Source organism: Microbacterium sp. AC132 (genome assembly GCF_979258525.1).
This window is the reverse complement of the sequence record NZ_OZ409862.1, coordinates 2,410,648-2,436,044: the sequence shown is the minus strand read 5'-3', so window position 1 is coordinate 2,436,044 and position 25,397 is coordinate 2,410,648. Positions and strand designations below refer to the sequence as shown.

At 68.4% G+C, this 25,397-nt stretch carries 21 protein-coding genes and 1 pseudogene; 11 read left to right on the top strand and 11 right to left on the bottom strand.

Going from position 1 to position 25,397, the window contains the following annotated elements; translation table 11 throughout:
• Positions 1 to 45 precede the first annotated feature (45 nt).
• Entirely contained in the window at positions 46 to 1,101 is a 1,056-nt protein-coding gene (locus ACZZZQ_RS11595) for an alpha/beta hydrolase (RefSeq protein WP_463507607.1), read from the top strand.
• A gap of 41 nt (positions 1,102 to 1,142) precedes the next feature.
• Here the strand turns inward: ACZZZQ_RS11595 and ACZZZQ_RS11590 are convergent, their stop codons facing one another.
• The gene (locus tag ACZZZQ_RS11590; RefSeq protein ID WP_463507606.1) at positions 1,143 to 2,516 is read right to left on the bottom strand and encodes a pyridoxal phosphate-dependent decarboxylase family protein; all 1,374 of its coding nucleotides are present in this window, start codon (positions 2,514 to 2,516) and stop codon (positions 1,143 to 1,145) included.
• A gap of 9 nt (positions 2,517 to 2,525) precedes the next feature.
• Positions 2,526 to 3,233: a TetR/AcrR family transcriptional regulator gene (locus tag ACZZZQ_RS11585; protein WP_053097600.1), complete on the bottom strand. Its 708-nt coding sequence runs from the start codon at positions 3,231 to 3,233 to the stop codon at positions 2,526 to 2,528.
• 91 nt (positions 3,234 to 3,324) lie between these two features.
• On the opposite strand from ACZZZQ_RS11585, the gene ACZZZQ_RS11580 reads away from it, so the two are divergent.
• The 6 genes from ACZZZQ_RS11580 (at position 3,325) to ACZZZQ_RS11555 (ending at position 10,233) form a co-directional block, all read left to right on the top strand.
• On the top strand, positions 3,325 to 4,365 hold the full coding sequence (locus ACZZZQ_RS11580; RefSeq protein ID WP_463507605.1) for an agmatine deiminase family protein: 1,041 nt from the start codon (positions 3,325 to 3,327) through the stop codon (positions 4,363 to 4,365).
• Positions 4,362 to 6,077: an amidase gene (locus ACZZZQ_RS11575; RefSeq protein WP_463507604.1), complete on the top strand. Its 1,716-nt coding sequence runs from the start codon at positions 4,362 to 4,364 to the stop codon at positions 6,075 to 6,077. The genes ACZZZQ_RS11580 and ACZZZQ_RS11575 overlap by 4 nt, the downstream gene beginning before the upstream one ends.
• 99 nt (positions 6,078 to 6,176) lie before the next feature.
• Positions 6,177 to 7,031: a tryptophan 2,3-dioxygenase gene (locus tag ACZZZQ_RS11570; protein WP_053097603.1), complete on the top strand. Its 855-nt coding sequence runs from the start codon at positions 6,177 to 6,179 to the stop codon at positions 7,029 to 7,031.
• On the top strand, positions 7,031 to 8,089 hold the full coding sequence (locus ACZZZQ_RS11565; protein WP_463507603.1) for an amidohydrolase family protein: 1,059 nt from the start codon (positions 7,031 to 7,033) through the stop codon (positions 8,087 to 8,089). Before ACZZZQ_RS11570 ends, ACZZZQ_RS11565 begins: the two co-directional genes overlap by 1 nt.
• A gap of 1 nt (position 8,090) precedes the next feature.
• Positions 8,091 to 9,356 (top strand): kynureninase, encoded by a 1,266-nt coding sequence (locus ACZZZQ_RS11560; protein ID WP_072591740.1) that lies wholly within the window; start codon positions 8,091 to 8,093, stop codon positions 9,354 to 9,356.
• A complete protein-coding gene (locus ACZZZQ_RS11555) occupies positions 9,346 to 10,233 on the top strand; it encodes a PaaX family transcriptional regulator (protein ID WP_463507602.1) in 888 nt (295 codons plus the stop codon). Before ACZZZQ_RS11560 ends, ACZZZQ_RS11555 begins: the two co-directional genes overlap by 11 nt.
• Here ACZZZQ_RS11555 and ACZZZQ_RS11550 read toward each other — a convergent pair.
• On the bottom strand, positions 10,211 to 11,209 hold the full coding sequence (locus tag ACZZZQ_RS11550; RefSeq protein ID WP_053097606.1) for a LacI family DNA-binding transcriptional regulator: 999 nt from the start codon (positions 11,207 to 11,209) through the stop codon (positions 10,211 to 10,213). The two genes, ACZZZQ_RS11555 and ACZZZQ_RS11550, sit on opposite strands and share 23 nt — an antisense overlap.
• A gap of 163 nt (positions 11,210 to 11,372) precedes the next feature.
• Between ACZZZQ_RS11550 and ACZZZQ_RS11545 the strand changes: the two genes are divergently transcribed.
• The 4 genes and pseudogenes from ACZZZQ_RS11545 to ACZZZQ_RS11530 all read left to right on the top strand — a co-directional run bounded on the left by ACZZZQ_RS11545 (position 11,373) and on the right by ACZZZQ_RS11530 (position 16,925).
• Entirely contained in the window at positions 11,373 to 12,668 is a 1,296-nt protein-coding gene (locus ACZZZQ_RS11545; RefSeq protein WP_187250262.1) for an ABC transporter substrate-binding protein, read from the top strand.
• The gene (locus ACZZZQ_RS11540; RefSeq protein WP_082297874.1) at positions 12,649 to 13,680 is read left to right on the top strand and encodes a carbohydrate ABC transporter permease; all 1,032 of its coding nucleotides are present in this window, start codon (positions 12,649 to 12,651) and stop codon (positions 13,678 to 13,680) included. Before ACZZZQ_RS11545 ends, ACZZZQ_RS11540 begins: the two co-directional genes overlap by 20 nt.
• Positions 13,677 to 14,567 carry a carbohydrate ABC transporter permease gene (locus tag ACZZZQ_RS11535; RefSeq protein ID WP_295103432.1) on the top strand — a complete coding sequence of 297 codons (891 nt, stop codon included), beginning with the start codon at positions 13,677 to 13,679 and terminating at the stop codon, positions 14,565 to 14,567. The genes ACZZZQ_RS11540 and ACZZZQ_RS11535 overlap by 4 nt, the downstream gene beginning before the upstream one ends.
• A gap of 58 nt (positions 14,568 to 14,625) precedes the next feature.
• A pseudogene (locus ACZZZQ_RS11530) lies at positions 14,626 to 16,925 on the top strand (beta-xylosidase/alpha-l-arabinosidase).
• 42 nt (positions 16,926 to 16,967) lie between these two features.
• Here the strand turns inward: ACZZZQ_RS11530 and ACZZZQ_RS11525 are convergent.
• The 8 genes from ACZZZQ_RS11525 to ACZZZQ_RS11490 form a co-directional block, all read right to left on the bottom strand.
• Positions 16,968 to 18,368 (bottom strand): MFS transporter, encoded by a 1,401-nt coding sequence (locus ACZZZQ_RS11525; RefSeq protein WP_463507601.1) that lies wholly within the window; start codon positions 18,366 to 18,368, stop codon positions 16,968 to 16,970.
• A gap of 112 nt (positions 18,369 to 18,480) precedes the next feature.
• On the bottom strand, positions 18,481 to 19,200 hold the full coding sequence (locus tag ACZZZQ_RS11520) for a cysteine hydrolase family protein (protein ID WP_463507600.1): 720 nt from the start codon (positions 19,198 to 19,200) through the stop codon (positions 18,481 to 18,483).
• Positions 19,201 to 19,262: 62 nt separating this feature from the next.
• Positions 19,263 to 19,994, bottom strand: a complete 732-nt coding sequence (locus tag ACZZZQ_RS11515; RefSeq protein ID WP_463507599.1) for a cysteine hydrolase family protein — start codon at positions 19,992 to 19,994, stop codon at positions 19,263 to 19,265.
• Positions 19,995 to 20,079: 85 nt separating this feature from the next.
• Entirely contained in the window at positions 20,080 to 21,609 is a 1,530-nt protein-coding gene (locus ACZZZQ_RS11510) for an ABC transporter substrate-binding protein (RefSeq protein ID WP_463507598.1), read from the bottom strand.
• Between the two features lie 43 nt (positions 21,610 to 21,652).
• A complete protein-coding gene (locus tag ACZZZQ_RS11505) occupies positions 21,653 to 22,504 on the bottom strand; it encodes an ATP-binding cassette domain-containing protein (protein WP_463507597.1) in 852 nt (283 codons plus the stop codon).
• Positions 22,501 to 23,550, bottom strand: coding sequence for an ABC transporter ATP-binding protein (locus ACZZZQ_RS11500; RefSeq protein ID WP_463507596.1), 1,050 nt, complete (start codon positions 23,548 to 23,550; stop codon positions 22,501 to 22,503). Before ACZZZQ_RS11500 ends, ACZZZQ_RS11505 begins: the two co-directional genes overlap by 4 nt.
• Positions 23,547 to 24,446 carry an ABC transporter permease gene (locus ACZZZQ_RS11495; protein WP_463507595.1) on the bottom strand — a complete coding sequence of 300 codons (900 nt, stop codon included), beginning with the start codon at positions 24,444 to 24,446 and terminating at the stop codon, positions 23,547 to 23,549. Before ACZZZQ_RS11495 ends, ACZZZQ_RS11500 begins: the two co-directional genes overlap by 4 nt.
• Positions 24,443 to 25,360, bottom strand: a complete 918-nt coding sequence (locus ACZZZQ_RS11490) for an ABC transporter permease (protein WP_463507594.1) — start codon at positions 25,358 to 25,360, stop codon at positions 24,443 to 24,445. The genes ACZZZQ_RS11495 and ACZZZQ_RS11490 overlap by 4 nt, the downstream gene beginning before the upstream one ends.
• Between the last annotated feature and the right edge of the window lie 37 nt (positions 25,361 to 25,397).

Here is a 25,397-nt window from a genome sequence, read left to right as displayed (position 1 = left end):
GAGCAACCGGAATACTGCCAAGATGATGCGCGGAGAGGGGTTTCCATGACCGCGAGCGCGCACGACGACGGATCCGTCCACCCGACGAAGGGTCGTCGCCCCTGGCATCGCACGAAGGTGGCCGCCGGAATCGTGCTGATCGTCGTCGCCGTGGTGGCGATCATCGGCGCGCTCACCCCCTGGCCGTCCGCGATGGTCATCCGCGCGGTGTTCACCCAGGGCGGCGACGAGACTGCCGCCGAGATGGACAAGCACGTGCCCGACACCGAACTCACCGAGAAGCTCGATCTCGCGTATGCGGACGGAGGCGCCGACACCACGATGGACGTCTTCACACCGGCATCCGCCACGGGCCCGCTTCCGACCGTCGTCTGGATTCACGGCGGCGCCTGGATCTCGGGATCGAAGGAGAACGTCGACCCGTACATGCGGATCCTCGCTGCGGAGGGCTACACGACCATCGCCGTGAACTACACCATCGGACCCGAAGGGGTGTATCCGCTCGCCGTGCACCAGCTCAACGACGCGCTCGCCTACATCGACGCGCACGCCGACGAGCTGGGCGTCGACCCGACCCAGATCGTGCTCGCGGGCGACTCCGCCGGAGGTCAGCTGGCCAGTCAGATGGCGACGCTCATCACGAGCCCCGACTACGCCGACATCATGGACGTCACCCCGGCACTCGAGGCCGAGCAGGTGGTGGCGACCGTGCTGAACTGCGGCGTCTACGACCTGGCCGCACTCGCGACGCTCGACGGCATCGCCGGATGGGGGTTGAAGACCTCGATGTGGGCGTACTCAGGCACCAAGACCTGGGCCGAGGACTCGACCGGTGCCACGATGTCGACGATCGACTGGGTCACCGAGGACTTCCCGACGACCTACATCTCGGGCGGCAATGGCGACGGTCTCACCTGGCTGCAGTCGATCCCCATGGCCCAGCGGCTCGACGCGCTCGGCGTCGACGTGACGACCCTCTTCTGGCCTGCGCCGCACGAGCCGCAGCTGCCCCACGAATACCAGTTCCATCTCGACATGCCGGATGCGCAGACGGCCCTGCAGAAGACCATCGACTTCCTGGACGCGCACACCACCCGCTGACGGGGCGGGGTCGGGGTGGGCCGTCTTTCGTGTCCCGCTGCCTACTTCATCGTGTCGAGGATGCCGACGAGGTCGTCGAACGTGGTGAGCGGGTTGAGGATCGCGAAGCGGGTGTTCGGGCGGCCTCCATGCGAGCTCGGCACGACGAACGCGCGCTGCGAGTCGAGGAGCTCGTCGGACCACCGGTCGTAGTCGCCGCGTTCCCAGCCCTCGCGTTCGAAGACGACGACCGACAGCTGCGGGTCGCGCACGAGACGGAGCTCGGGCCGCGCGGCGATCTCGGCGGCGATCCGCTGCGTCAGAGCGAGCGTCGCGCTCACGGCCTCGCGATAGGCCGTCACCCCGTACGTCGCGAGCGAGAACCAGAGCGGCAACCCCCGGGGGCGCCGGGTGAGCTGGATCGAGTAGTCCGACGGGCTGAAGTCGCCCGCGTCGGTGAGCGTGTCGAGGTATTCGGCGTGCTGGGTGTGCGCGCGACGACCCGCATCGGGGTCGCGGTAGATCAGCGCGCAGCAGTCGAAGGGCGCGAACAGCCACTTGTGCGGATCGACGATCACCGAGTCGGCTCGCTCCACCCCGGCGAAGACACCCCGGGCTTCAGGGGCGAGCATGGCGGTCAGCCCATACGCGCCGTCGATGTGCAGCCAGAAGTCGAACTCGTCCTTCAGCGCGGCGATGCCGGCGATGTCGTCGACGATACCGAAGTTGGTCGAGCCGCCGGTGGCGACCACAGCGCAGATCTCGTCGCCGTGCTCGGCGAGTGCGTCGCGCACCGCGTCCGCCCTCAGCACGCCGTCGTCTCCGGCCGGCACGAGCAGCACGTCGGCGTCCATGACCTTCGCCGCCGACTTGTTCGAGGAGTGCGCCTCGACGCTGCACACGATCTTCCAGCGACGAGGCAGCTCCTTGCCCGCGTCGAGCAGCTTCGCCTTCGCCGCCTCGCGCGCCGCGACGAGTGCCGACAGGTTGCCGATCGTGCCACCCTGCACGAACACCCCGCCCGCGGTGTCGGGAAGGCCGAACTCGGAGGCGAGGAACGACAGCACCTCGTTCTCGGCGTGCACGGCTCCTGCGCCCTCGAGCCAGCTGCCGCCATAGAGGCCGGATGCCGAGACCACGAGGTCGAACGCGATCGACGCGATGGTCGGCGCCGTTGGGATGAACGACAGATACGCCGGGTGGCTCGTCGTCAGGCAGGCGGGAGCGAGGATGTGCTCGAACACGCTGAGCGCCCGCTGCGATCCGAGACCCTCATCGGTGATCGTCGTGCCGACCAGACGGTCGAGCTCGGCGGGCGACTGGGGCTTGTCGAGCGGCACATCGGCCGCGAGCATCCGCCGGCGCGAGTAGTCGAGCACTGCATCGACGATCGCCGTCGATTCGGCCGAGGCCGCGTGCATGCGTTCTGCTCCCATGAGCTGTCCTTACCTGAGGGTTTCTGCGGGCTGTGCGGGCTGTGCTGCCCGTCGTGCTGCGCCGGGCTCGAGATCGTCCGACACCGGAACGGAGGGCTCCGGAACGTCCGTCACGGGGACATCGAGCACGGCGGAGAGGGTGCGGCGAGCGAGTGCCGCCCGATCGCGCGGCGCCCAGTGCACGAGCGAGTGGGCGCTCATCCCGTCGACCATGGCGAGCAGCATCCACGCCGACGAATCGGGATCGACCCGCACTGCCGGATCTTCGGCGATCGCCCGGGCGATGAGGTCTTCGAGGGCGCTGTGCCAGAGGTCCATCTCGGTGCGCACCCGGGTGCCGAGCGCCTCGTTGCGGGCTCCGAGCGCCCACGACTGCACCCACACCATCGCCACGTCGTCGCGCGAGTCGTCGAGCAGCGTCTCGATGAGACGCAGCAGATTCGTGCGCAGGTCGACAGTCGGGTCGTAGGAGGAGATGACCTCTTCGCGCTCGGCCGCGACGATCGTCGTGAAGACCTCGGCGACGAACGACTCCATCACGGGCCGGTAGTGGGCGACGAGAGCGGGTGTGACGCCGACCCGCGCAGCGACGGCTCGCACGGTGAGGGCCTCGAGGCCGCTCTCCGAGGCGAGCGATACGGCGCCGTCGAGGATCGAGCGTTCGCGCTCCTCCGGCGGCAGCCTGCGCGGTGCGGCGGCTCTTGACGTGGTCTTCATCACGGGTTACCGTATCACTCGTTGATCGCGTGTTCAATAGCGACGGCGACTCTCGTTGCCGAGGTCGTGATCAGCAGCGAGGGAGACAACCATGGCCTGGCACATGCCCGCCGAGACCGCACCGCACGACCGCACCTGGATGGCGTTCCCCGCCGAGGGGCCGACGCTCGGCGAGACGGCGGCCGAGCGCGACGAGGGCTACGAGACCTGGACCGCCGTCGCCCATGCGGTCGCCGAGTTCGAGCCGGTCACGATGATCGTCGACCCGGCGGAGATCGCCCGCGCCCGGCGGATGCTCAGCGGTGCCATCGACATCGTCGAGGCGCCGGTCGACGAGTTCTGGATGCGCGACTCCGGGCCGACGTTCGTCATCGACGACGAGCGACCCGGCGTGCTCGGCGCGGTGGACTGGATCTTCAACGGGTGGGGCGCACCGGCCTGGGCGCAGTGGCAGAAGGCGGCGCAGCACGCGCGCATCATCGCCGGGGCCGTCGACGCCGAGCTCGTGAGCTCGACCCTCGTCAACGAGGGCGGCGGAATCCACGTCGACGGCGAGGGCACCGTGCTGCTCACCGAGACCGTGCAGCTCGATCCGCGCCGCAACCCCTACGCCGACAAGGCCCGCGTCGAGGCCGAGATGGCCCGCACTCTCGGCACCTCGAAGGCCGTGTGGCTGCCCCGGGGCCTCACCCGCGACTACGACGACTTCGGCACGAACGGCCACGTCGACATCGTGGCGACGATCGTCTCCCCCGGTCGGCTGCTGCTGCACGATCAGCAGGATCCCGCGCACCCCGACCACGAGGTCACCCGCGAGCTGCGCGCGCACCTCGGCGATCAGACCGATGCCGCCGGTCGCCGCTTCGAGATCGTCGACCTGCCCGCGCCCGCGACCCTGCGCGACGACGAGGGGTTCGTGGACTGGAGCTACGTCAACCATCTGGTCACCAACGACGGCGTCGTCGCGTGCGGTTTCGGCGACGAGAAAGCGGATGCCGCCGCGAGGGCCATCCTCGCCGACGTCTATCCCGGCCGCCGGGTCGTCACCGTCGACGCGCGCCCGCTGTTCGACCGCGGCGGCGGCATCCACTGCATCACCCAGCAGCAGCCGAGTGTGGGGGTGTCCGCATGATCGACGTGGTCGAGGCGTCGATCGCCGACCTGCGACGAGCGCTGGAGACGGGCGCTGCCACCTCCGTCGAACTGGTCGACGCCTACCTCGCGCGCATCGCCGCCTACGACGGCCTCGATACGGACACCGCTCTGAACGCGATCGTCGTCGCGAATCCCGAGGCGCGCACGGAGGCCGAGGCATCGGACGCGAGACGTGCCCGTGGCGAGACGCGGGGGCCGCTCGACGGCATTCCGTACACGGCGAAAGACAGTTATCTCGTGCGAGGGCTCACGGCGGCCGCCGGCAGCCCCGCCTTCGCCGACCTCGTCGCGCAGCGCGACGCGTTCACGATCGAGCGCCTGCGGTCGGGAGGCGCGATCTGCCTCGGGCTGACCAACATGCCGCCGATGGCGAACGGCGGCATGCAGCGCGGCGTCTACGGCCGCGCCGAGAGCCCCTACAACGCAGACTTCCTCACCGCGCCCTTCGCCTCCGGGTCGTCGAACGGCTCGGGCACGGCGACGGCGGCCAGCTTCGGCGCGTTCGGTCTGGGCGAGGAGACCTGGTCGAGCGGTCGCGGCCCGGCCACGAACAACGCCCTGTGCGCCTACACGCCCTCGCGAGGCGTCATCTCGACGCGGGGCAACTGGCCGCTCGTGCCGACGATGGATGTCGTCGTGCCGCACACCCGCACCATGGCCGATCTTCTCGAGGTGCTCGATGTGATCGTCGCCGACGACGCCGAGGTCCGCGGCGATTTCTGGCGCGCACAGCCGTGGGTGTCACTGCCGCAGTCCTCCGAGGTCCGCCCCGCGTCGTACCGCGCGCTCTCCACCGATGCGGCGGCAGCTCTCGACGGCGCTCGCATCGGAATCCCGCGCATGTACATCAACGCCGACTCCGACGCGGGCACCGCCGACGATGCGGGCATCGGCGGCCCGACCGGCCGGCGCATCGCGACGCGTCCGTCCGTGATCGACCAGTGGCAGGCGGCCCGACGGAGCCTCGAGGCGGCCGGCGCGACGGTCGTCGACGTGGACTTCCCGGTGGTGTCGAACTACGAGGGCGATCGACCCGGCGCCCCGACCATCGCCACCCGCAGGCTCGTCACGCCGGAGTACCTGCACCGCGAGATCGTCGACCTGTCGGCCTGGGCCTGGGAGGATTTCCTGCAGGCGAACGGCGACCCGCGGCTGCACACTCTCGCTGAGGTCGACGGGGCATCGATCTTCCCCCACCCTGAGGGTGCGCTGCCCGACCGCTACACCGGCTTCGACGACGACATCGCCGAGTACCCGGAATGGGTGCGCGAGAACCCCGGCGTCGGATTCGAGGACATGCCCGAGCTGCCTGACGGCCTCCGCGGACTCGAGGAGACCCGCCGGGTCGACCTCGAGCAGTGGATGGACGAGCTCGAGCTCGACGCGGTCGTCTTCCCCGCGGTGGCCGACGTCGGGCCGGCTGACATGGATGTGAACGAGTCATCCGCCGACCTCGGCTGGCGCAACGGCACCTGGATCGCGAACGGCAACCTGACCATCCGTCATCTCGGCATTCCGACCGTGACGGTGCCGATGGGTCTGATGGCCGACATCGGCATGCCGATCGGCCTGACGTTCGCCGGCCGCGCCTACGACGACTCGTCACTGCTGCGACTCGCGGCCGGGTTCGAAGCCGTCGGCGCGCCCGGCGAGCGGCGTACTCCCCCGCTGCGCACGCCGAGGCTCTGACCCCGGCGGAAGCCGGTCCCATCGTGCGACATTTCACTATTGTGACGCTCGCCACGATTGTTATATGTTCTTCCTGTCCGTCACGACAGGAAGCGACCCATGAGCACCGAGAACAACGAGCGCGAGCTCGAGGCCGGCATCGTCACCGATCTGTCCGGACGCATGACGTACGGGTCGTATCTGTCGCTCGATCAGCTGCTCACTGCCCAGAATCCCGTCAGCGTCCCGGAGCACCATGACGAGCTGCTGTTCATCATCCAGCACCAGACGACAGAGCTCTGGCTCAAGCAGCTGCTGCACGAGCTGTCGTCGGCACGCCAGCTGCTCGCGAGCGACGATCTCCGTGAGGCGCTGAAGAGGGTCGCGCGCGTCAAGCGCATCCAGGACGTCATGACCCAGCAGTGGGCGATCCTCGCGACGCTCACGCCCACCGAATACGCGCAGTTCCGCGGAGCGCTCGGCAATTCCTCCGGCTTCCAGTCGGTGCAGTACCGCGCCGTCGAGTTCGCGCTGGGCAACAAGAACGAGAAGATGCTGAGCGTCTTCAGCGACCACCCTGCGAACCTCGCGCTGCTCACCGCCGAATGGCACAAGCCGACGCTCTATGACGAGTTCCTGCGCTACGCCTCGCGACGCGGCCTCCCGATCCCGACCGAGATCCTCGACCGGGACGTGCGTCTCCCCTACCGCGAAACGCCCGCACTCGTGCCGGCCATCCGTGAGATCTACCAGAACCACCAGCAGCACTGGGATCTGTATGAAGCGTGCGAAGACCTCGTCGACCTCGAGGACAACTTCCAGTTCTGGCGCTTCCGTCACCTCAAGACCGTCGCGCGCACGATCGGCATGAAGGTCGGCACCGGCGGCTCGAGCGGAGTCGGATTCCTGCAGCGCGCCCTCGACCTGACGTTCTTCCCCGAGCTCTACACCGTGCGCACCGAGATCGGCGGCTGATGCACGCGGCGACCTTCTTCGACGGCGAAGGATGGCGCGACGGCATCATCGACCGCGACGGCGAGCGGATGCGGCTCCGCGCCGAGCCTCCCGCCCGTGATCTGCCCCGTCTGGACGGCGTGGTCATCGGCGGCTTCACCGACCACCACGTGCACCTTCAGCTCATCGACCACACGTTGCTCGCGAGCTCGACCCTGGGCCGCGTGGTCGACCTCGGGGCGGACCCGGCCGTCATCGAACCGCTGTCCCGGGCATCGTCGCCCCACGACTTTGAAGATCTGCGCCACACCATCCCGGATTCTGCGGATGTCCGCCGATCCGACGCGGGGATTCCGGAGTTCCGGCGAATCGACGCCTCGCACCGTGTCCAGGTCGACTTCGCCGGCACATTCCTCACTCCCGTCGGCGGGTACCCGAGTGACCGCGACTGGGCCCCGACAGGATCCTTCCGCGAGATCGCGAACGCAGAGACGGCGCGCGCGGCCGTCACCGCGATGGCGGATGCCGGAGCATCCTGCATCAAGGTGGCGAGCAACGCCACCGCAGGCCCCGTCTTCGACGACGACCTGTTCCGCACGATCGTCGACGCCGCCTCGGCCCGCGGGCTGTCTGTGGTCGCCCATGCCGAGGGACCGGGCCAGGCGCAGCGCACCGCTCGCCTCGGGGCCGCCCGTCTCGCCCATGCACCGTTCACCGAACGGCTCACCGACGACGAGATCGCCCGACAGGCGGCATCCGTCTCGTGGATCTCGACGCTCGCGATCCACGATGCAGACAGCGACGAGCGAGCCACCGCGGTCGACAACGTCCGCCGCTTCCACGCCGCCGGCGGAATGGTGCTCTACGGCACTGACATGGGCAACGGTCCGACGCCCGTGGGCCTGAACCCCGCCGAGCTCGCAGCGCTCCGCGAGGCAGGCATCGCGGGCGATGACCTCCTGCGCGCTCTCGCGCCACAGGACCTGCTCGATCCCGCCGCTCTGCTCCTGAGACTCCCCGGCGCCGACGCCGACCCGACACTCGCCCGCCCGCTGACCAGCGCCGATCTGAAGGCATGACATGACCGACTCACCCGAGACCACGACCGCCGCTCCGACCGCCGACAGCACCCTCCTCGACCTCGCGCAGGCTCTCGACGCGGCCGATCCGCTGCATTCGCATCTCTCCGCCTTCGCCGAAGCGCCCGGCGTCGGCGCCTACCTCGACGGCAACTCGCTCGGCCGGCCCCTGAAGGACACCCCCGAGAAGCTCGCCGCATTCGTGCGCGACGACTGGGGCACCCGCCTGATCCGCTCGTGGGACGAGCAGTGGATGGCCTTGCCGATGGAGCTCGGCGATCGTATCGGACGTGTCACCCTCGGCGCCGCCGCGGGTCAGACCGTGGTCGCCGACTCGACCAGCGTGCTGATCTACAAGCTGATGCGCGCGGCCGCCACCGCCGACCCCTCGCGCACCGAGCTCGTCATCGAGGCGGGCAACTTCCCGACCGACCGGTTCATGGCCGAGGGCGTCGCCGCCGAGACCGGCATGACGGTGCGGTGGATCGAGCCCGATCCGGTGCTCGGGGTGCAGATGGCCGATGTGGTCGCTGCGATCTCTGCGAAGACGGCGCTCGTGTCGCTGAGCCACGTCGACTACCGCTCCGGCGCCCTCGCCGATATGCCGGCGATCACCACCGCGGTGCACGAGGTCGGCGCGCTGATGATGTGGGATCTGTGCCACTCGGCCGGCGTGATCCCCATGCAGCTCGACGACTGGGGCGTCGACATGGCCGTCGGGTGCACCTACAAGTACCTCAACGGCGGCCCCGGCTCCCCCGCGTTCGCCTACCTGCGCCGCGAGCATCAGGGTGTGCTGCGCCAGCCGATCCAGGGGTGGTGGAGCGCCGCCGACATCTTCGCGATGGGTCCGCAGTACGAACCGGCCGGCGACATCCGTCAGCTGCTCAGCGGCACTCCCCCGATCACCTCGATGCTCGCGATGCAGGGCATGCTCGACCTGATCGAGCAGGCGTCGGTCGAGGCGATCCGTGAGAAGTCGCTCTCGCTCACCGATTTCGCGGTCCGCGCCCACGACGAGGTGCTCGCGCCTCTCGGCGTGCGCCTGCTCAGCACCCGCGACGCCGCACAGCGCGGAAGCCACGTGACCATCGGCCACCCCGACTTCCGCGCGGTGACGCAGCGGCTGTGGGCCGACGGCATCATCCCCGACTTCCGCTTCCCCGACGGCATCCGTCTGGGGCTCTCCCCTCTCAGCACGTCGTATGTCGAGACGCTCACCGGCGTCCTCGCCGTGCGCGACGCGCTGGAGTCGCATGACCGCTGACCGCGCAGAGGCGACCACAGGCCCCGTGCTCGATGACATCGATGCGCGCCCCGGCAGCACCGCCTCCCTCTTGCGCACTCTGGTCGGGCTGTATCTGCGACCTCTCGGCGGCTGGATCTCGACGGCCGACCTGGTCGCCCTCGCCGGCGATCTCGGGATCCCCACGGCGCAGGCGCGCACCGGCGTCACCCGTCTCAAGCAGAAGGGACTGCTGCTCGCCGAGCGCAAGCACGCGGCCGGGTATCTGCTGAATCCGGATGCCGCGACGATGCTCGAGCGCGGCGATCGGCGCATCTTCGAGATGCGCGAGATGACGGATGCCGACAGCTGGTGCCTCATCTCGTTCTCGATGCCCGAGAGCGCGCGAGCCACCCGGCACCAGCTTCGCCGTCGCCTGCAGTGGATCGGGGCGGGTGTCGTCTCGCCTGCGCTGTGGATCTGTCCGGGGCATCTGCAGGGCGAGGTGCAGGAGATCGTCGACGACCTCGAAGCGAGCGAGTGGGTGACCCTGTTCCAGGCCGGCACGCCGACGACGGCCCGCACACTGCCCGAGGCCGCCGCCGACTGGTGGGACCTCGAGTCGCTGCGCGCCGAGCACCTCGCGTTCCAGGCCTCGCTCGCGACGCTGCCCACCGCGCCGTTCGCCGCGTATGTGCAGCTGCTCGACCGCTGGCGAGTGCTGCCCTACGTCGATCCGGGGCTGCCGCCGTCGATGCTGCCGGCCGAGTGGCCCGGTCGGCGCAGCGTCGCCGAGTTCCAGAGGCTGTCGACAGAGCTGTCGGATGCCGCGTGGCGGCGTGTGCGCGACGTCACGCGACACCCCGCGGCCGGAAGCTCCGCGACCGGCGCCGAGCTCACCGCGGCGGGGCGGTCGTAGCCCGCACCACCAGCCGCGTCGGCAGGATCACGTGCATCTCGTCGACCTCCTGCCCCGCGAGCAGCGTGAACACCATGTCAGCCGCGACCGCGCCGAGTCGCCGCATCGGCTGCTGGATGGTCGTGAGCGGCAGCGCCCTTCTGGTGGCCTCCGGCACGTCGTCGAATCCGATCACCGACAGATCGTCGGGCACCCGCAGACCGAGCTCGTGGGCGACATCGATGACCGCGATCGCGGAGAGGTCGTTGGCGGCGAAGATCGCCGTGGGACGCGAGTCGCCGCTCAGCATGATGCGGGCGGATTCCCTGGTCGCGTCGAGCTCGTAGCGACCGACACCGATGAGGGACGGATCGAGGGGGATCCCCGCGTCCGACAGTGCCCTGCGATACCCGGCGTCGCGCAGCCCGGCCGAGCGCAGGTCGGGGCGACCGGCGAGGAAGCCGATGCGGCGGTGGCCCAGTTCGATGAGGTGTCTGGTCGCGACGAGCGCGCCTCCGAAGCTGTCCGACTCGACCGTGGGCAGGTCGGCCCGGCCCGTGTGCGGATCGATCGCGACGACGGGGATCTCGGTGCCGGCGCTGACGACCGTGGGCGTGACCATGATCGCGGCGTCGATCAGCGTGCCGGAGAGCCTGCTCAGGGATCGGCGTTCCCATCCGTCGCCCGCGCCGAGGTGGGAACCGCTGTACGCGAGCAGATCGAAGGAGGTGTCGTGCACGGCCGAGCCGACGCCTTTCAGGATCTCGGCGCTGAAGGGTTCGAAGTCCGCCAGCAGCACGCCGATCACACCGGTGCGCCGCGCGCGCATGCTGCTCGCCACGAGGCTCGACTCGTAGCCGAGCTCCTTCACCGCGTCGAGTACGCGCTGCACCGTGGCATCGGCGATCCCGTACCGGCCGTTCACCGCCTTCGAGACGGTCGACACAGACACTCCCGCCGCTTTCGCGACGTCATGGATCGTCGTGCGTGCCCCCATGAGACGCCAGCGTAGTCTCCCGCCGATCGCGATGGAAACTGTTTTCGAAAACGTTTGACGATCGAGCGCGTCCGCCGGAGACTCATGCCACTGCGGTCTCACCAGAGTGTCCGCAGGCGCCCCGCAGTGACGCGGCGCGCAACTCGATGAGGAGAACGATCACATGAACAGCAGAAGGCTCCCCCTCGCCTCCGCAGTCACGGTCCTGGCCGTCGGAGCGCTCGCGCTCTCGGGCTGCACCGCGGACTCGTCCGGCTCCGGTGACGGCGGCGACACCAGCATGACCCTGTGGCACAACTCGACGACGGGCCCCGGAGTGGAGTTCTGGGAACAGACCGTCGCGGATTTCGAGAAGGACAACCCGGGCGTCACGATCGACATCCAGTCGATCCAGAACGAGGATCTCGACGGCAAGCTGCAGACCGCCCTCAACTCGGGCGACGCCCCCGACATCTTCCTGCAGCGCGGTGGCGGCAAGATGGCGGCGATGGTCAAGGCCGGCCAGCTCAAGGACCTCACCGACGCCATCGACGGCCCGGCCGCCGACGAGATCCCCGATGCGTCGTACTCGGCGAACAGCCTTGACGGCAAGATCTACGCCATGCCCGTCGCCGTGTTGCCCGGCGGCCTCTTCTACAGCCAGGACCTCTTCGACCAGGCCGGCATCACCGAGAACCCGACGACCCTCGAGGAGCTCGAGGTCGCCACCGAGGCGCTGAAGGCAGAGGGGATCGACCCGATCGCACTCGGCGCCAAGGACGCCTGGCCCGCCGCGCACTGGTACTACTGGCTGGCGCTGCGCGAATGCAGCTCGGACACCCTCGCCGCCGCGGCGGACGAGATGGACTTCAGCGACGACTGCTGGGTGCGTGCCGGTGAGGACCTGCAGGCGTTCGCCGAGACCGAGCCCTTCAACTCCGGATTCCTGACGACTCCCGCACAGCAGGGCGCGGGCAGCTCGGCCGGCCTCATCGCGAACCACCAGGCCGCCATGGAGCTCATGGGCGCCTGGAACCCCGGCGTCATCGGCTCGCTCACCCCTGATCAGAAGCCGCTGGCCGACCTCAGCTGGTTCCCGTTCCCCGAGGTCGAGGGCGGAGACGGCGAACCCGGCTCCATGATGGGTGGCGTCGACGGCTACTCGTGCTCGGTGGATGCACCGGACGCCTGCGTCGACTTCCTGAACTACATCGGCACCTCGGACGTGCAGACCGCGTACTACAAGGCGTTCAACGCCCCGCCCGTCAACACGGTCGCTCAGGAGGCCGTCACCGAGCCCTACCTGCAGACGATCCTCGAGGCGTACAACGCTGCCCCCTACGCGACGCAGTGGCTCGACACCGTCTACGGCCAGAACGTGGGCAACGCGCTGAACGTCGCCGTGGTCGACCTGCTCGCCGGCAACAGCAGCGCGGAAGACCTCGTCAAGGCTGTGCAGGATGCCGCAGCGAAAGCGTGACATGCGTGCCCGGCTGGAAGTGATCCTTCTGGCCGGGCCCGCCCTGCTCGTGTTCCTCGCCTTCGTCATCTTCCCGGTGCTGATGGCGGCGTACTACGGGTTCTTCAGCTGGCAGGGCTACGGCCCTCCCACCGACTTCGTCGGGCTGAAGAACTACCTCACGATCCTCCAGGATCCGCTGTTCCACGACGCGCTCGCGCACAACGGATTCATCCTGGTGTTCTCCCTCGTGCTCCAGGGCCCGATCGCCATCGTGCTGGCGCTGCTGCTCAACCGCAAGATGCGCGGCCAGTCGCTGATCCGCGTGCTGATCTTCGTCCCGTACGTGATCTCCGAGGTCGTCGTGGGCACGGGGTGGAGCCTGATGCTGCAGACCAACGGCGCGATCAACGCGATGCTGACGAACATGGGCCTCGGGTTCCTCGCCACCGACTGGCTGTCGGATCCCGGCATCGCGATCTGGACCCTGATGGCCATCATCACGTGGAAGTACATCGGCTTCGCGGTCATCCTGTTCCTCGCAGGCCTCCAGGGCATCCCGGAGGAGCTGCACGAGGCGGCGGCGATCGACGGCGCGTCCTACTGGCAGATCCAGTGGCGCATCACTCTGCCGCTCCTGGCGCCGACTCTGCGCATCTGGGCGTTCCTGTCGATCATCGGCTCGCTGCAGCTGTTCGACCTCGTCTACATCATCTGGGGCCAGTACATCGCTTCCACCGCGGGTACGTCGACCATGGCGACCTACATGGTCTCCGAAGGCCGCAACGCCGGCAACTACGGCTACGGCAACGCGGTCGCGGTCGTCCTGTTCCTCATCTCGCTCGTGGTCGCTCTCATCTATCAGCGTGCGGTGCTGCGCAAGGACACCGACGGCGCCCTCACGGGTGCCTCGGGTCGCAAGCGCGGCTCCCGGTCGCGCGCGTCGCAGGATGCCGTCCCGCAGGATGCCGTCGCAGACGCAGACGCCGACTCCGGTGCAGACGCCACCACACAGAAGGAGTACGTCCGATGACCGCCACCTCGGTGCTCGTCACCCAGCGACCCGCACGTCTCGGACGCCCGGGTCGAACCGCCAAGCCGAAGCTCCCGTGGGCGCATCCGACCGTGTACTTCGTCGCGCTGATCGCCGTCGGACTGATGCTCGCGCCCATCGCATACATCATCACCGGCGGGTTCCGCACGAACGCGCAGATCACGACCGACCCGTCGGGGTTCCCGTCTCCCTGGGTGGTGTCGAACTACCTCGACGTCCTCACCGGCGACGTGTTCTGGCGGCTCGTGGGCAACTCGACGATCGTCGCCCTCGCGACCACCGTGGGCACCGTCGCTCTCGCGCTGATGGCGGCATACGTGCTCGCTCGATACCGGTTCGCCGGTCGCGGCGTGCTCTACGCCTTCTTCGCCGCGGGCCTGATGTTCCCGCTGACCGTGGCGATCACGCCGCTGTACATCGTGGTGCGCAGTCTCGGGCTGATGAACTCGCTCGGCGGAGTGATCCTGCCGCAGATCGCCTTCGCCCTGCCGACGACCATCATCATCCTCGTGCCGTTCCTCCGGGCGATCCCCGATGAGATCGAGGAGGCCGCGTTCATCGACGGATGCAGCCGCATCGGGTTCTTCTGGCGGATGGTGCTGCCGCTCTCCCTGCCGGGAGTGATCACGACCGGCATCCTGGCGTTCATCGGCAGCTGGAACGGCTATCTGCTGCCGCTGTTCATCCTCAACGACGCCTCGGCGTTCACCTTGCCGCTCGGCGTGCAGTCGTTCGCCTCGCAGTACTCGGTCGACACCGCGAAAGTGCTGGCATTCACCTCCCTGTCGATGATCCCTGCGCTGATCTTCTTCAGCCTGTTCGAACGGCGGATCGTGGGAGGGCTGACCGGTGCTGTCAAGGGCTGACACGGTCGCCGTCGCGACCCCACACGTCGACGAGAACGAGAACGAGAAAGAGAACAAGATGTCGCAGTACGCAGGCGCCGCGCCGCGCTCGCCCCGCGTCGAGGAGCTCCTCGCGCGGATGACCCTCGAGGAGAAGCAGGCGCAGCTCGTCGGCTTCTGGGTGGACCAGGGCGTCGAGGTCGTCGCGCCGATGTCGGGCGAGAAGAAGAGCTCGACCCGCTACGAGGACGCCTCGGAGCACGGGATCGGTCACCTCACCCGGGTGTACGGCACGCGTCCGGTCGACCCTGTGGAACGCGCCGAGTGGCTGTGGGCCGAGCAGCGCCGCCTGAAGCAGCAGACCAGACTCGGCATCCCCGCCATCGTGCATGAGGAGTGCCTGACCGGTCTCGCCGCCTGGAAGGCGGCGACCTTCCCGACGCCGCTCGCCTGGGGCGCCGCGTTCGACCCCGAGCTCGTCGAGGAGGTGGGCCGAGCGGTCGGATCATCCATGCGCGCACTCGGGATCCATCAGGGCCTCGCTCCCGTGCTCGACGTCATCCGCGACCCCCGCTGGGGCCGGGTCGACGAGTGCATCGCCGAGGACCCGCTGGTCGTCGGCCGGGTGGGCACGGCGTATGTCCGCGGCCTTCAGTCCGAGGGCGTGCACGCGACCCTGAAGCACTTCATCGGATACTCCGCCTCGAAGGCCGGACGCAATCACGCGCCCGTGAGCGCCGGCCGGCGAGAGATCGAGGACGTGCTGCTCCCGCCGTTCGAGATGGCGATCCACGAGGGCGGCGCCCGCAGCGTGATGAACTCCTACGTCGACATCGACGGCGTTCCCGTCACGGCGGACGCGCACTACCTGACCGACATCCTGCGCGATCGCTGGGGGTTCGACGGAGTCGTCGTGTCGGACTACTTCGCGGTCGACTTCCTCTACAGCATGCACCGCGCAGCCGCGGACTCGGCGGACGCCGCCAGGCTCGCGCTCACAGCGGGAATCGATGTCGAGCTGCCCTCGCCCGACGCCTTCGTCACGCTCGCCGATCAGGTGCGGGACGGTCGGCTCCCGGTCGAGATCCTCGACAGGGCCGTGGGGCGGGTGCTCGCGCAGAAGGAGGAGCTCGGGCTGCTGGATGCCGACTTCGACACCCCTCCGACCGCGATCGACCTGGATCCGGCAGAGCACCGTGCGCTCGCGCGCCGTCTCGCCGAGGAGTCGATCGTGCTGCTGAGCAACGACGGATCCCTGCCGCTCGCGCCCTCGACCACCGCCAGGATCGCCGTGATCGGGCCGAACGCCGACAGCGCCGAAGCGCTGATGGGGTGTTACTCGTTCGTCAACCATGTGCTCGCGCATCACCCCGACACCCCCGCAGGCATCGATCTGCCGACGGTCGCCGGCTCGCTGCGCGACGAGTTCCCCGCCGCCGAGATCGTCTCGGCGATTGGATGCGACGTCGAGGGCTCCGATCGCTCCGGCATCCCCGCCGCGGTCGACGCCGCCTCCGCTGCCGACGTCGCCGTCGTCGTGGTGGGCGATCGCGCCGGCCTCTTCGGACGAGGCACCGTGGGCGAGGGCAACGACGTCGAGGACCTCGAGCTCCCCGGCGTCCAGCGCGAGCTGGTCGAGGCTGTCGTCGCGACCGGCACTCCTGTGATCCTCATCGCGATGACCGGACGTCCGTACGTCCTCGACTGGGCGCTGCCGACCCGCGCGGGCGCCGCCGGGACCATGACCGGCCTCGGAGCGGTCGACGGCTCTGCTGTGGCGAACGAGGCATCCGCGGGCATCCCCGCGGCTGTGCTGCAGACGTTCTTCCCCGGCGAGGAGGGCGGCCCCGCGATCGCGCGGCTGCTGAGCGGTCGCGTCGCTCCGTCGGGTCGGCTGCCGGTATCGCTGCCGCGTTCGGCGGGAGCGCAGCCGTACTCGTATCTGCACCCCGTGCTGGGCGGGCTCACGGATGTCACGAGCGCCGACTCGACGCCCGTGCGGCCCTTCGGCTTCGGTCTCAGCTACACGACCTTCGCCCACGATCAGCTCACCGCACCCGCATCGGTCACCTCGGGGAGAACTTCCGGGCGACGGTGCGCGTGCGCAACACCGGCGAGATCGCCGCGACGGACGTCGTGCAGCTCTACGCGCACGACGAGGTCGCGAGCGTGACCCGTCCGGTCGCCCAGCTGCTGGACTTCCGGCGGGTCGCGCTCGCGCCCGGCGCCGAGCAGATCGTCGAGTTCGACGTGCCCATCGACCGGCTGGCCTTCACCGGGCTCGACGGCGTCAAGCGGGTCGAAGCAGGAGCCGTACGCCTGTGGGTCGGCGGCGCCTGTGACGAGGAGGAGACGGTCGCCCGGCTCGAGATCGTGTGAGGCGTCAGCCCTTCACACCCGCGACGAACGCGGGTGTGAAGGTCACGCCGCGACAGTCGTCACGGTATCCGGAAGGTCCACGGTCGACCTCAGCGTGACGCCCGGGAGCATGACGACGGCGACGAGGCCGACCGAAGAGATGGCCGTCGCGACGATGAACACGAGCGATGACGCAGAGGCGTAGAGGCTGCCAAGCGACGCGGCCGCCACCTCATCCACGGCCGGCACGAAGCTCGCGACGATCGCGCCGAAGACCGCGAGCCCGACCGTCGAACCGAGCGTGCGGCAGAAGATGATGGTTCCGCTCACCGCGCCGGTGTCACGCATCCGGGTCGCGTTCTGAGCGAGCAGCACGAGATTGGTCACTGTCATCCCGAGCCCGGCCCCGATGAATGACGATGCCAGGATCACCCACCACAGCGGAGTGGTCGAGGTGAGCAGGATCAGAGCCCCATTACCCAGCACCACCAGCGCGATCCCGGTGAGCAGGTAGCGACGAATCCGTCCGGTCCTGGTGCTGAGCCGTCCGACGAGCAGGGCGGCGATGAAGGTGGCGACCGCCATCGGCATGAGCAGCACGCCTGCGGTCAACGCGTCGAGGCCACGACCGAGCTGTAGGTACTGCGTGACGAAGATGGTCCCGCCGAACATCGAGACTCCGACGCACAGGCTCGCGACTGCTGCGAGCGCCGGAACTCGCCCGGAGAGTGCGCGGAGCGGGACGATGGCATTGACTGCGCGCCACTCCCACCATGCTGCGACCGTCAACACGACAAGGCTCGCGGCGACCCAGAGGAACGACGCTGTGGATAGGAACGGCAGGTCGTCTCCGACGAAGGAGATCCACGCCAGGAGGCCGGTGAGACCGATGACGAGGAGCACGGCACCGAGGTAGTCGACGCGGCCTTCAGCCGGTGCCGTGGCCCGGGGCAGCACGATCTGCACGACGATCGATGCGACCACGGCGACCGGCACCCCCAGCAGGAAGCACAAACGCCAGCCGACCACCGGCACCCCGACCAACAATGCCCCGATCAACGGTCCGCTGATCGTCGCGACGATCTGCGAGACCGCCATCACGCCGTTGACTTGCGCACGCAGGCGCGGGACTACGAGCCGCGCCGCGAGCGCCTGGGTGAGCGCGATATGTCCCCCGATCCCGATGCCCTGGACGACTCGAGCGGCGATGAGCAGATCGGCTGACGGAGCGAGCCCGCACAGCAGCGCACCGACTGTGTAGAAGCCGAGCGACCACTGCAGCACCGTCTTCGCGTCGAAGATGTCGCCCAGCCTGCCCCACAGCGGAGTCGTGACGGCGGATGCGAGCGCGGTGGTCACGAACATCCACGTGTAGTGCATCGTGGTGCCGTGGATCTCGGACGTGATCGCCGGCAGCGCCGTGGCGATGATGGTGCCGCTCATCATGCCGACGAACTGCACCATGGTGAGGACACCGATCTGTACCCAGAGGCGGCGATCACGCAGCCGGGCTGCGCCGGGCGGAATGGGGGGCCGAGCCGACAGGCGGCCCGGCCCCGACGATCGAGAACTCACGTCACACAGCTGCGGCGAGCGCCGCCGAGCCCACGTTCGCCCGCTGCAGGGGGAATCCGGGCACACCGGTGACCTCGGTGCCCCATGAACGCTGCACGTCCTCCGTCATCGCGACAGTGCCGAACAGGAACTCGATCGAATAGAGCGCGTGCCAGTAGCGGCTCGGCTCGGCCTCGCCGGTGGCGTCCGCGATCACGTAGGTGTCGTACCCGCGGGCATGGGCTTCGCGAGCTGTGGTCTCGACGCAGATGTTCGTGGTGACTCCGCAGATGACGACGCTACGGATGCCGAGACCGACCAGCAGAGGCTCGAGACGTGTGCCGTAGATCGCCCCCGGGCGCGACTTGTCGACCACGTACTCCGTGTCGAGAGGCGCGAGCTCGTCGATGATCTCGACATCGGCGCTGTGCTCGTGCATGCGACGGGCCGGAGCCGGCTTGCCGAGTGCGCGTCCACGACGTGGCAGCGCGTCGGCGTGGTCATACAGGTTGGTCGCTCGCGTGTAGATCACCGGGACCCCCGCCGCGCGAGCCGACTCGACGAGCGCGACGCACCCGGGCACCGCCATCGCGAAGGGGTCCTGCGTGGGGGCGATACCCAGCGAGTACTCCTCGCGGATGAATCCGTTCTGCATGTCGATCACGATGAGCGCGACGTCGTTCGCGGCGACGTCGACCGGGTCGCCGTCGGTGCCGTTCATCCAGCTGTCGAAGGTCTTCAAAGTTCTCTTCCTCTCATCCAGGGGTCGTTCATCCAGGTGGCTCGCACCGAAGGGCGCCGCACTCATGCGGTGACCGCTTCACGCCACGCGAGGTCGGTCACGTTCTCACCGCGCTTGAGCGGGTACCCGGGCACTCCCGTCACCGGCACGCCCCACGACCGCTGCACATCTTCGACGGTCGCGACCGTGCCGAAGATGAACTCGACGGTGTAGAGCGCGTGCCAATGACGACTGAGCTCGGCCTCGCCGACGGCATCCTCGATCACGTAGGTCTTGTATCCGCGCTGGCTCGCATCGCGAGCGGTGGTCTCGACGCAGATATTCGTCGTCACGCCGCAGATCACGACGCTGCGGATGCCTCGAGCGGTCAGGTACGGCTCGAGACGCGTGCCGTAGAAGGCGCTCGGCCGCGACTTGTCGAGCACGATCTCTCCGGCGATGGGGGTGAGCTCGTCGACGATCTCGATGTCGACCGTGCCCTCGACCAGTCGGGGCGAGAGGGTCGTGCCTTCGGCCCTGCCGACGGGGTCGAGCTGATCTTCATTGCCCGGCAGATACGCGTAGCGGGTGTAGATCACCGGTACACCGGCCGCACGAGCCGCCTCGACGAGCTTCACCGAACCGGGCAGAGCCGCGGCGAAGGGCTCCTGCGTCTCGGCGATGCCCAGGGAGTACTCCTCCTTGAGGAAGGCATTCTGCATGTCGATCACGATGAGTGCGACATCGGATGCGGGGACGGCGACAGGCGAGGAGTACTCGCCGTGCAGCCATCCTTCGAACGTCTTGCGAGCCATGATGGCTCCTTTCGGTATTTGTCTGGTTCGGCGTTCTGGTTGTGCGGAGGGTGGGCGGCACAGCAGCCGCCCACCCGCCGATCGATCACTGGGTGTCGGCATCCTTCATGATGAAGAGACCGTCGGGGCGCGGTTCCCATACGACGTCCGGGTTCACGCCGTAGGCGGCATCCGGCGAGTAGAGAGGCGCAACGTATGCGTTCTCCTGGTTGATGCCCCAGATCTGGGAGATCACGTCGAGGCGGGCGTCATCTGCCACCGCCTTCTGGTCGACGACGAGCTCTTCGATCGCCGCGTCGGAGAAGTAGTTCGTCGCCTCGGCCGAGAACACGAAGCGCAGCGGCAGCCCCGCGTCGAGGATCGAGGGTGAGAACTGACCCAGGAACAGGCCGCTGAGGCCGTGCTCACGGGTGACGATGTCGTAGCTCGCGTTGTCGGTACCCTCGAGGGTCACGGTGATGCCGACCTCGGCGAGCTGCCCGGCGATGGCCTGCGCGATCTCGGCGCCCATCGGGATCACCCCGTCCAGCGCGTACTGGAACGAGATCTCCTCCCCGTCGTAGCCAGATGCGGCGAGCTCGGCCTTCGCGGCCTCCTGGTCGAACTCGAGGGGCTCAAGCGAGTCCGAGAATCCGACGACGGTGGGGGCGACGAGCTGGCTGTTCGCCTGTCCGTTGCCACTGAGGATCGTGTCGACGATGGCGTCGCGGTCGATCGCGTACGACACCGCACGACGCAGCGCCGCATCGGCGAGCGGCCCGGTCTCGGTGTTGAATCCGAGGTAGACGACCTGATGGCTGGGGATGCTCACGACGTCGGCGCTGCCCGTGTTCTCGACGGCCGAGATCTGCGCGGTGGGGATCGCGGCGATGTCGACGGTGCCGGACTGCACGCCGGTGACGCGCGCGTCGTCGGCCGGGACGGGGATGAACTCCACGGAATCGAGCTGCGGAGCGCCGCCGAAGTAGTCGTCGAACTTCGTCACGACCACCGACTGTCCGCGTTGCCAGCTCTCGAACTGGAATGGCCCCGATCCCACAGGAGCTTCGTTGAAGCCGTCGGCCCCGAGCTCTTCGTAGACCGCCTGAGGCACGATAGAGATGAGCGTGGTCTGCCGCGGCCACTCCGAGAACGGCGATGACAGGGTGAAGCGCACGTGGGTGTCGTCCACGGCCTCGACCGACACCATGTCGGTCAACCACAGCTGTCGATTGCTGTCGGCATCCGCCATCACCTCCTCGAAGGAGAAGACGACATCGGACGCCGTCATCGACGAGCCGTCGTGGAAGAGGATGTCGTCGCGGAGGGTGAAGTCCCAGACGGTGTAGTCCTCATTGGAACTCCACTCCGAGGCCGCTCGCGGGATCACGTCGCCGTCCACGGCGATCTCGGCCAGTTGGTCGAAGAGGTTGAACTCGAGACTCAGCGCCCCGAAGGATCCGCCCACGACGGGGTTGAGATTCTCGGGGTCCTGAGTGATGGCGACGGTGACGGTCTTCTCCTCCGAACCACCGGATGGAGCGTCACCACCACCGGCGGCGCAGGAGGCCAGTAGGGCGACGGCTGCGGCCGAGGCGAGGACGGCCGCGGGCCGATATGAGCGGATGCGGGACATGGGACTCCATTCGGGATGCTGCGAGTGGTGCATGGGTAGGCGATCAGCTCGCCCGACGTCGTGGGTCGGGGATCGGGATCGCGTCGAGGAGCGTGCGGGTGTACTCCTCCTGCGGGTCTTGGAAGATGCTGCGTGTAGTGCCCTGCTCGACGATGACTCCCTGGCGCATCACCGCGACGCGGTGAGAGACGTGCCGGACCACGGAGAGGTCGTGAGCGACGAACAGGTAGGAGACGCCGAGCTCCCGCTGGAGCTGGGCGAGGAGGTTGATGATCTGCGCCTGGATCGACACGTCGAGAGCCGACACCGGCTCGTCGAGGATCACCAGGCGAGGATGCAGCGCGAGCGCACGCGCGATCCCGATACGCTGACGCTGGCCACCCGAGAACGCGGACGCCTTGCGCGAGGCGTACTCCCACGGCAGGCCCACCCAGTCGAAGAGCTCGCGGACACGCTTCTCGGAGTACTGCCGATTGAGCCACAGCGGCTCGGCGACGATGCGCTTGGCGCTCATGCGCGGGTCGAGGGCGGAGTAGGGGTCCTGGAACACGACCTGGGCGTTCGCCCTGGCCCGCGCTCGCTCCTTGCTGGCCCACGCGTTCACATCGGAGCCCATGACCCGCACAACGCCGGATGTCGGCGTGTGCAGGCCGAGGATCGTGCGCACCAGCGTCGACTTCCCGCACCCGGACTCGCCCACGAGTCCTACGGTCTCGCCTGCCGCAACGTGCAGCGAGACGCCATCGACGGCCCGGAAGGTCTCCGTGTGCATCCCGACGCGCTTCTGGAAGTGCTTGCGCACATCGACGATCTCCAGCGCGAGCTCACCGCCGTCCGAGCGGGGCTGTTCCTGGGGCAGACGTCGGAGGCGCCGGCGTTCGCTGATCGTGGTCATGATGCTCTGGCCTCCTCGGGCTGCGCCGTGTGATGGTGGGCTGGCAAGTCGGACACCAACGGCAGCCGTCCATCGACGAGGGGGAAGTGGCAGGCGACCCGAGCGTCCGCGGCATGCGTGATCGGCGGCGCCATCGCGCACTCCTCGCGGTCCCGGCCGACGATGCAGCGCTGCTGGAACGCGCACCCCGCCCCTCGTGTCGCGGGGGTCGGCGGCTGTCCGGGGATCGCATAGGCGGAGCCTCCCTCACCCTCGAGACTCAGCACGCTCGCGAGCAGACCCGCGGTGTACGGATGCCGGGGCGATTCGAAGATGCTGTACACGTCCTGCACTTCGACGATCCGACCGCTGTACATCACGGCCACGCGGTCGGCGACCTGGGCGACCAGTCCGAGATCGTGGGTGATGAGGATCATCGCCGAGCCGACGTCGGCGCGCGACCGCGCGAGCACCTTCATCACCTGCGCTTGGATCGTGACGTCGAGCGCCGTCGTCGGCTCGTCGGCGATCAGCAGCGCGGGGTCATGCGCCATCGCCCCGGCGATCAGCGCGCGCTGTCGCATTCCGCCGGACCACTGGTGCGGGTAGTCGCGCATCTTCGTCTCGGCATCCGCGATCCCGACGCTGTCCAGCAGCTCGACCACTCGACGACGCGCCTGGGTCCGTGAGAGCGATCGTTCGTGCACCCTGACTCCCTCGGCGAGCTGCGTGCCGATGCGACGCACCGGGTTGAGCGTGGTCATCGGGTCCTGGAAGACCATCGCGAGCTGTCCACCGCGGATCCGATTGATCTCGCGCTCGCTCAACGTCGTGACCTCCGCGCCCCGGAACCGGATGGAGCCGGAGTCGATCCAGGCACCCGGCGGCAGCAGCCCCATCACGGCGAGCATGGTGATCGACTTGCCGGAACCGGATTCTCCGACGAGGCTGAGCACTTCGCCGGCGGCGACTTCGAGGCTGATGCCGTCGACGAGTGTGACATCGCCGGTCGACGTCTCGGCCTTGACGACCAGATCGGTGATGCGGAGCACGGGTTCGGTGGTCATCGACGTCCTGCCTTTCGCGCGGCTGCGACGGACTCGGTGGTGAAGCGCTGGCTCAGGAACTGCATCCCCGCCACCAGCAGGAAGAGAGCGATGCCGGGCAGGATGACGAGCATCGGATTGATCTGCACGTACTTCTGACCCTCGGTGATCATCGCGCCCCAGCTGGGGATCGGCGGCTGGACGCCGAGACCCAGATAGTCGAGCGATGATTCGATGCCGACGATCACGGCGATGTCGAACGAGGCGATCACCGCCATCTGAGGCAGCACCTGCGGCAGCACGTGCGAGAACACGGTTCGTCCGTGCGAGCCTCCCTGGGTCAGCGGCGAGACGACGAAGTCACGATCCCGCAATCCCATGGCCATGGCCCTCGCGACGCGCGCATAGCCGACCCAGTAGGTGAGCCCGAGAGTGATGACCATCAGCTGCGTGCTCGGGCCGAAGACGGCCGACAGAGCGATGAGCAGGATCACGACGGGCATCGCGAGCTGTATGTCGGCGATCGATCCGAGCACGGTGTCGAGCCAGCCGCCCCGATAGCCGGCGATCAACCCGACGGTGACGCCGATGATGAAGTTGAGGGCGACTACGACAGCCGCGATGCCGACCGAGACGAGCCCCGCGAGTGCCAGTCGCGACAGCACATCACGGCCGAGCGAGTCGGTGCCGAGTGGGTGCGCCGCAGAGGCGAACGGCGGCAGCATGGCATCAGCGAGGCTCTGCCCGAACGGGTCGTAGAGCGGCAGGAGCGGCACAACGGTGACGAGCATCAGGATGGTTGCCAGCAATCCGATGCCGATCCACATCGGCACGGTGCCCTGGGGTCGACGGACGCGCACCCTGGGGTTGCGGCGAAGGAAGGCCGGGGCGAGCGGGCGGGGTGCGGCGAGGGTCATGGCAGCCTCACTCTCGGGTCGATGGAAGCGGTGACGAGATCGACGAGGAAGTTGACCGCGACGAAGAACACGGCGACGACGGCGAGCCCACCGAGCACGACCGGGAAGTCGCGTCCGTTGACGGCCTGCAACAGGACCTGCCCCATTCCCGGCCAGGCGAAGACCGCCTCCACGATCACGGTGCCTCCGAGCAGACCACCCAGGTTGAGTCCTGCGATGGTCAGCACCGGGACGAGCGCGTTGGGCATCATCTGTCTGACGACGACGATCGGGTGCGCCTGTCCGCGGGCATAGCTGGCTCGCACGTAGTCGAGACCCTGTTGCTCACCGAGCGCTGAGCCGATGAGTCGCAGGTACAGAGCGAACTGAGCGGTGGCGAGACAAGCCACGGGAAGCACGAGGCTCTGCGGGCCCTGGTTGCCGAGCGAAGGCAGCAGACCCAGCATCACCGAGAAGACGAGAGCGAGGATCACCCCGAAGAGGAAGTCGGGAACGGCCTGTCGCAGCGATCCCAGCCAGAGCAGGCTCAGCCGCAGCCAGTTCCATCGAGTGATGAAGATGATGAGGGCGACGATCAGGGCGGCGCCGAGTCCGACGACGAACGACGTGATCGCCAGCTGAAACGTCGCGGGCACCCTGTCGATCAGGAGATCCAGAGCGGGCACCTTCTGTCGGTACGACTCCCCGACCGTTCCCTGGAGAAGTCCGGCGAGGAAGTCGCCGTACTGCACGATCAGGGGCCTGTCGAACCCCAGATTGGCGTTGAACGCGTCGATCTCGGCCTGGGTGGCTCCCTCTGGGAGGATCAGCGCACCGGGCTTGCCGCTGAGCCTGCCCAGGAAGAAACCGATCGTCATGACGGCGAAAACGGTGATCACGGCTTGAGCGAGCTTGCGGGCGACATATCTCGGCATGTCTCTCCTCTCGATGGTCGTGGGAGCTCTCCATCGA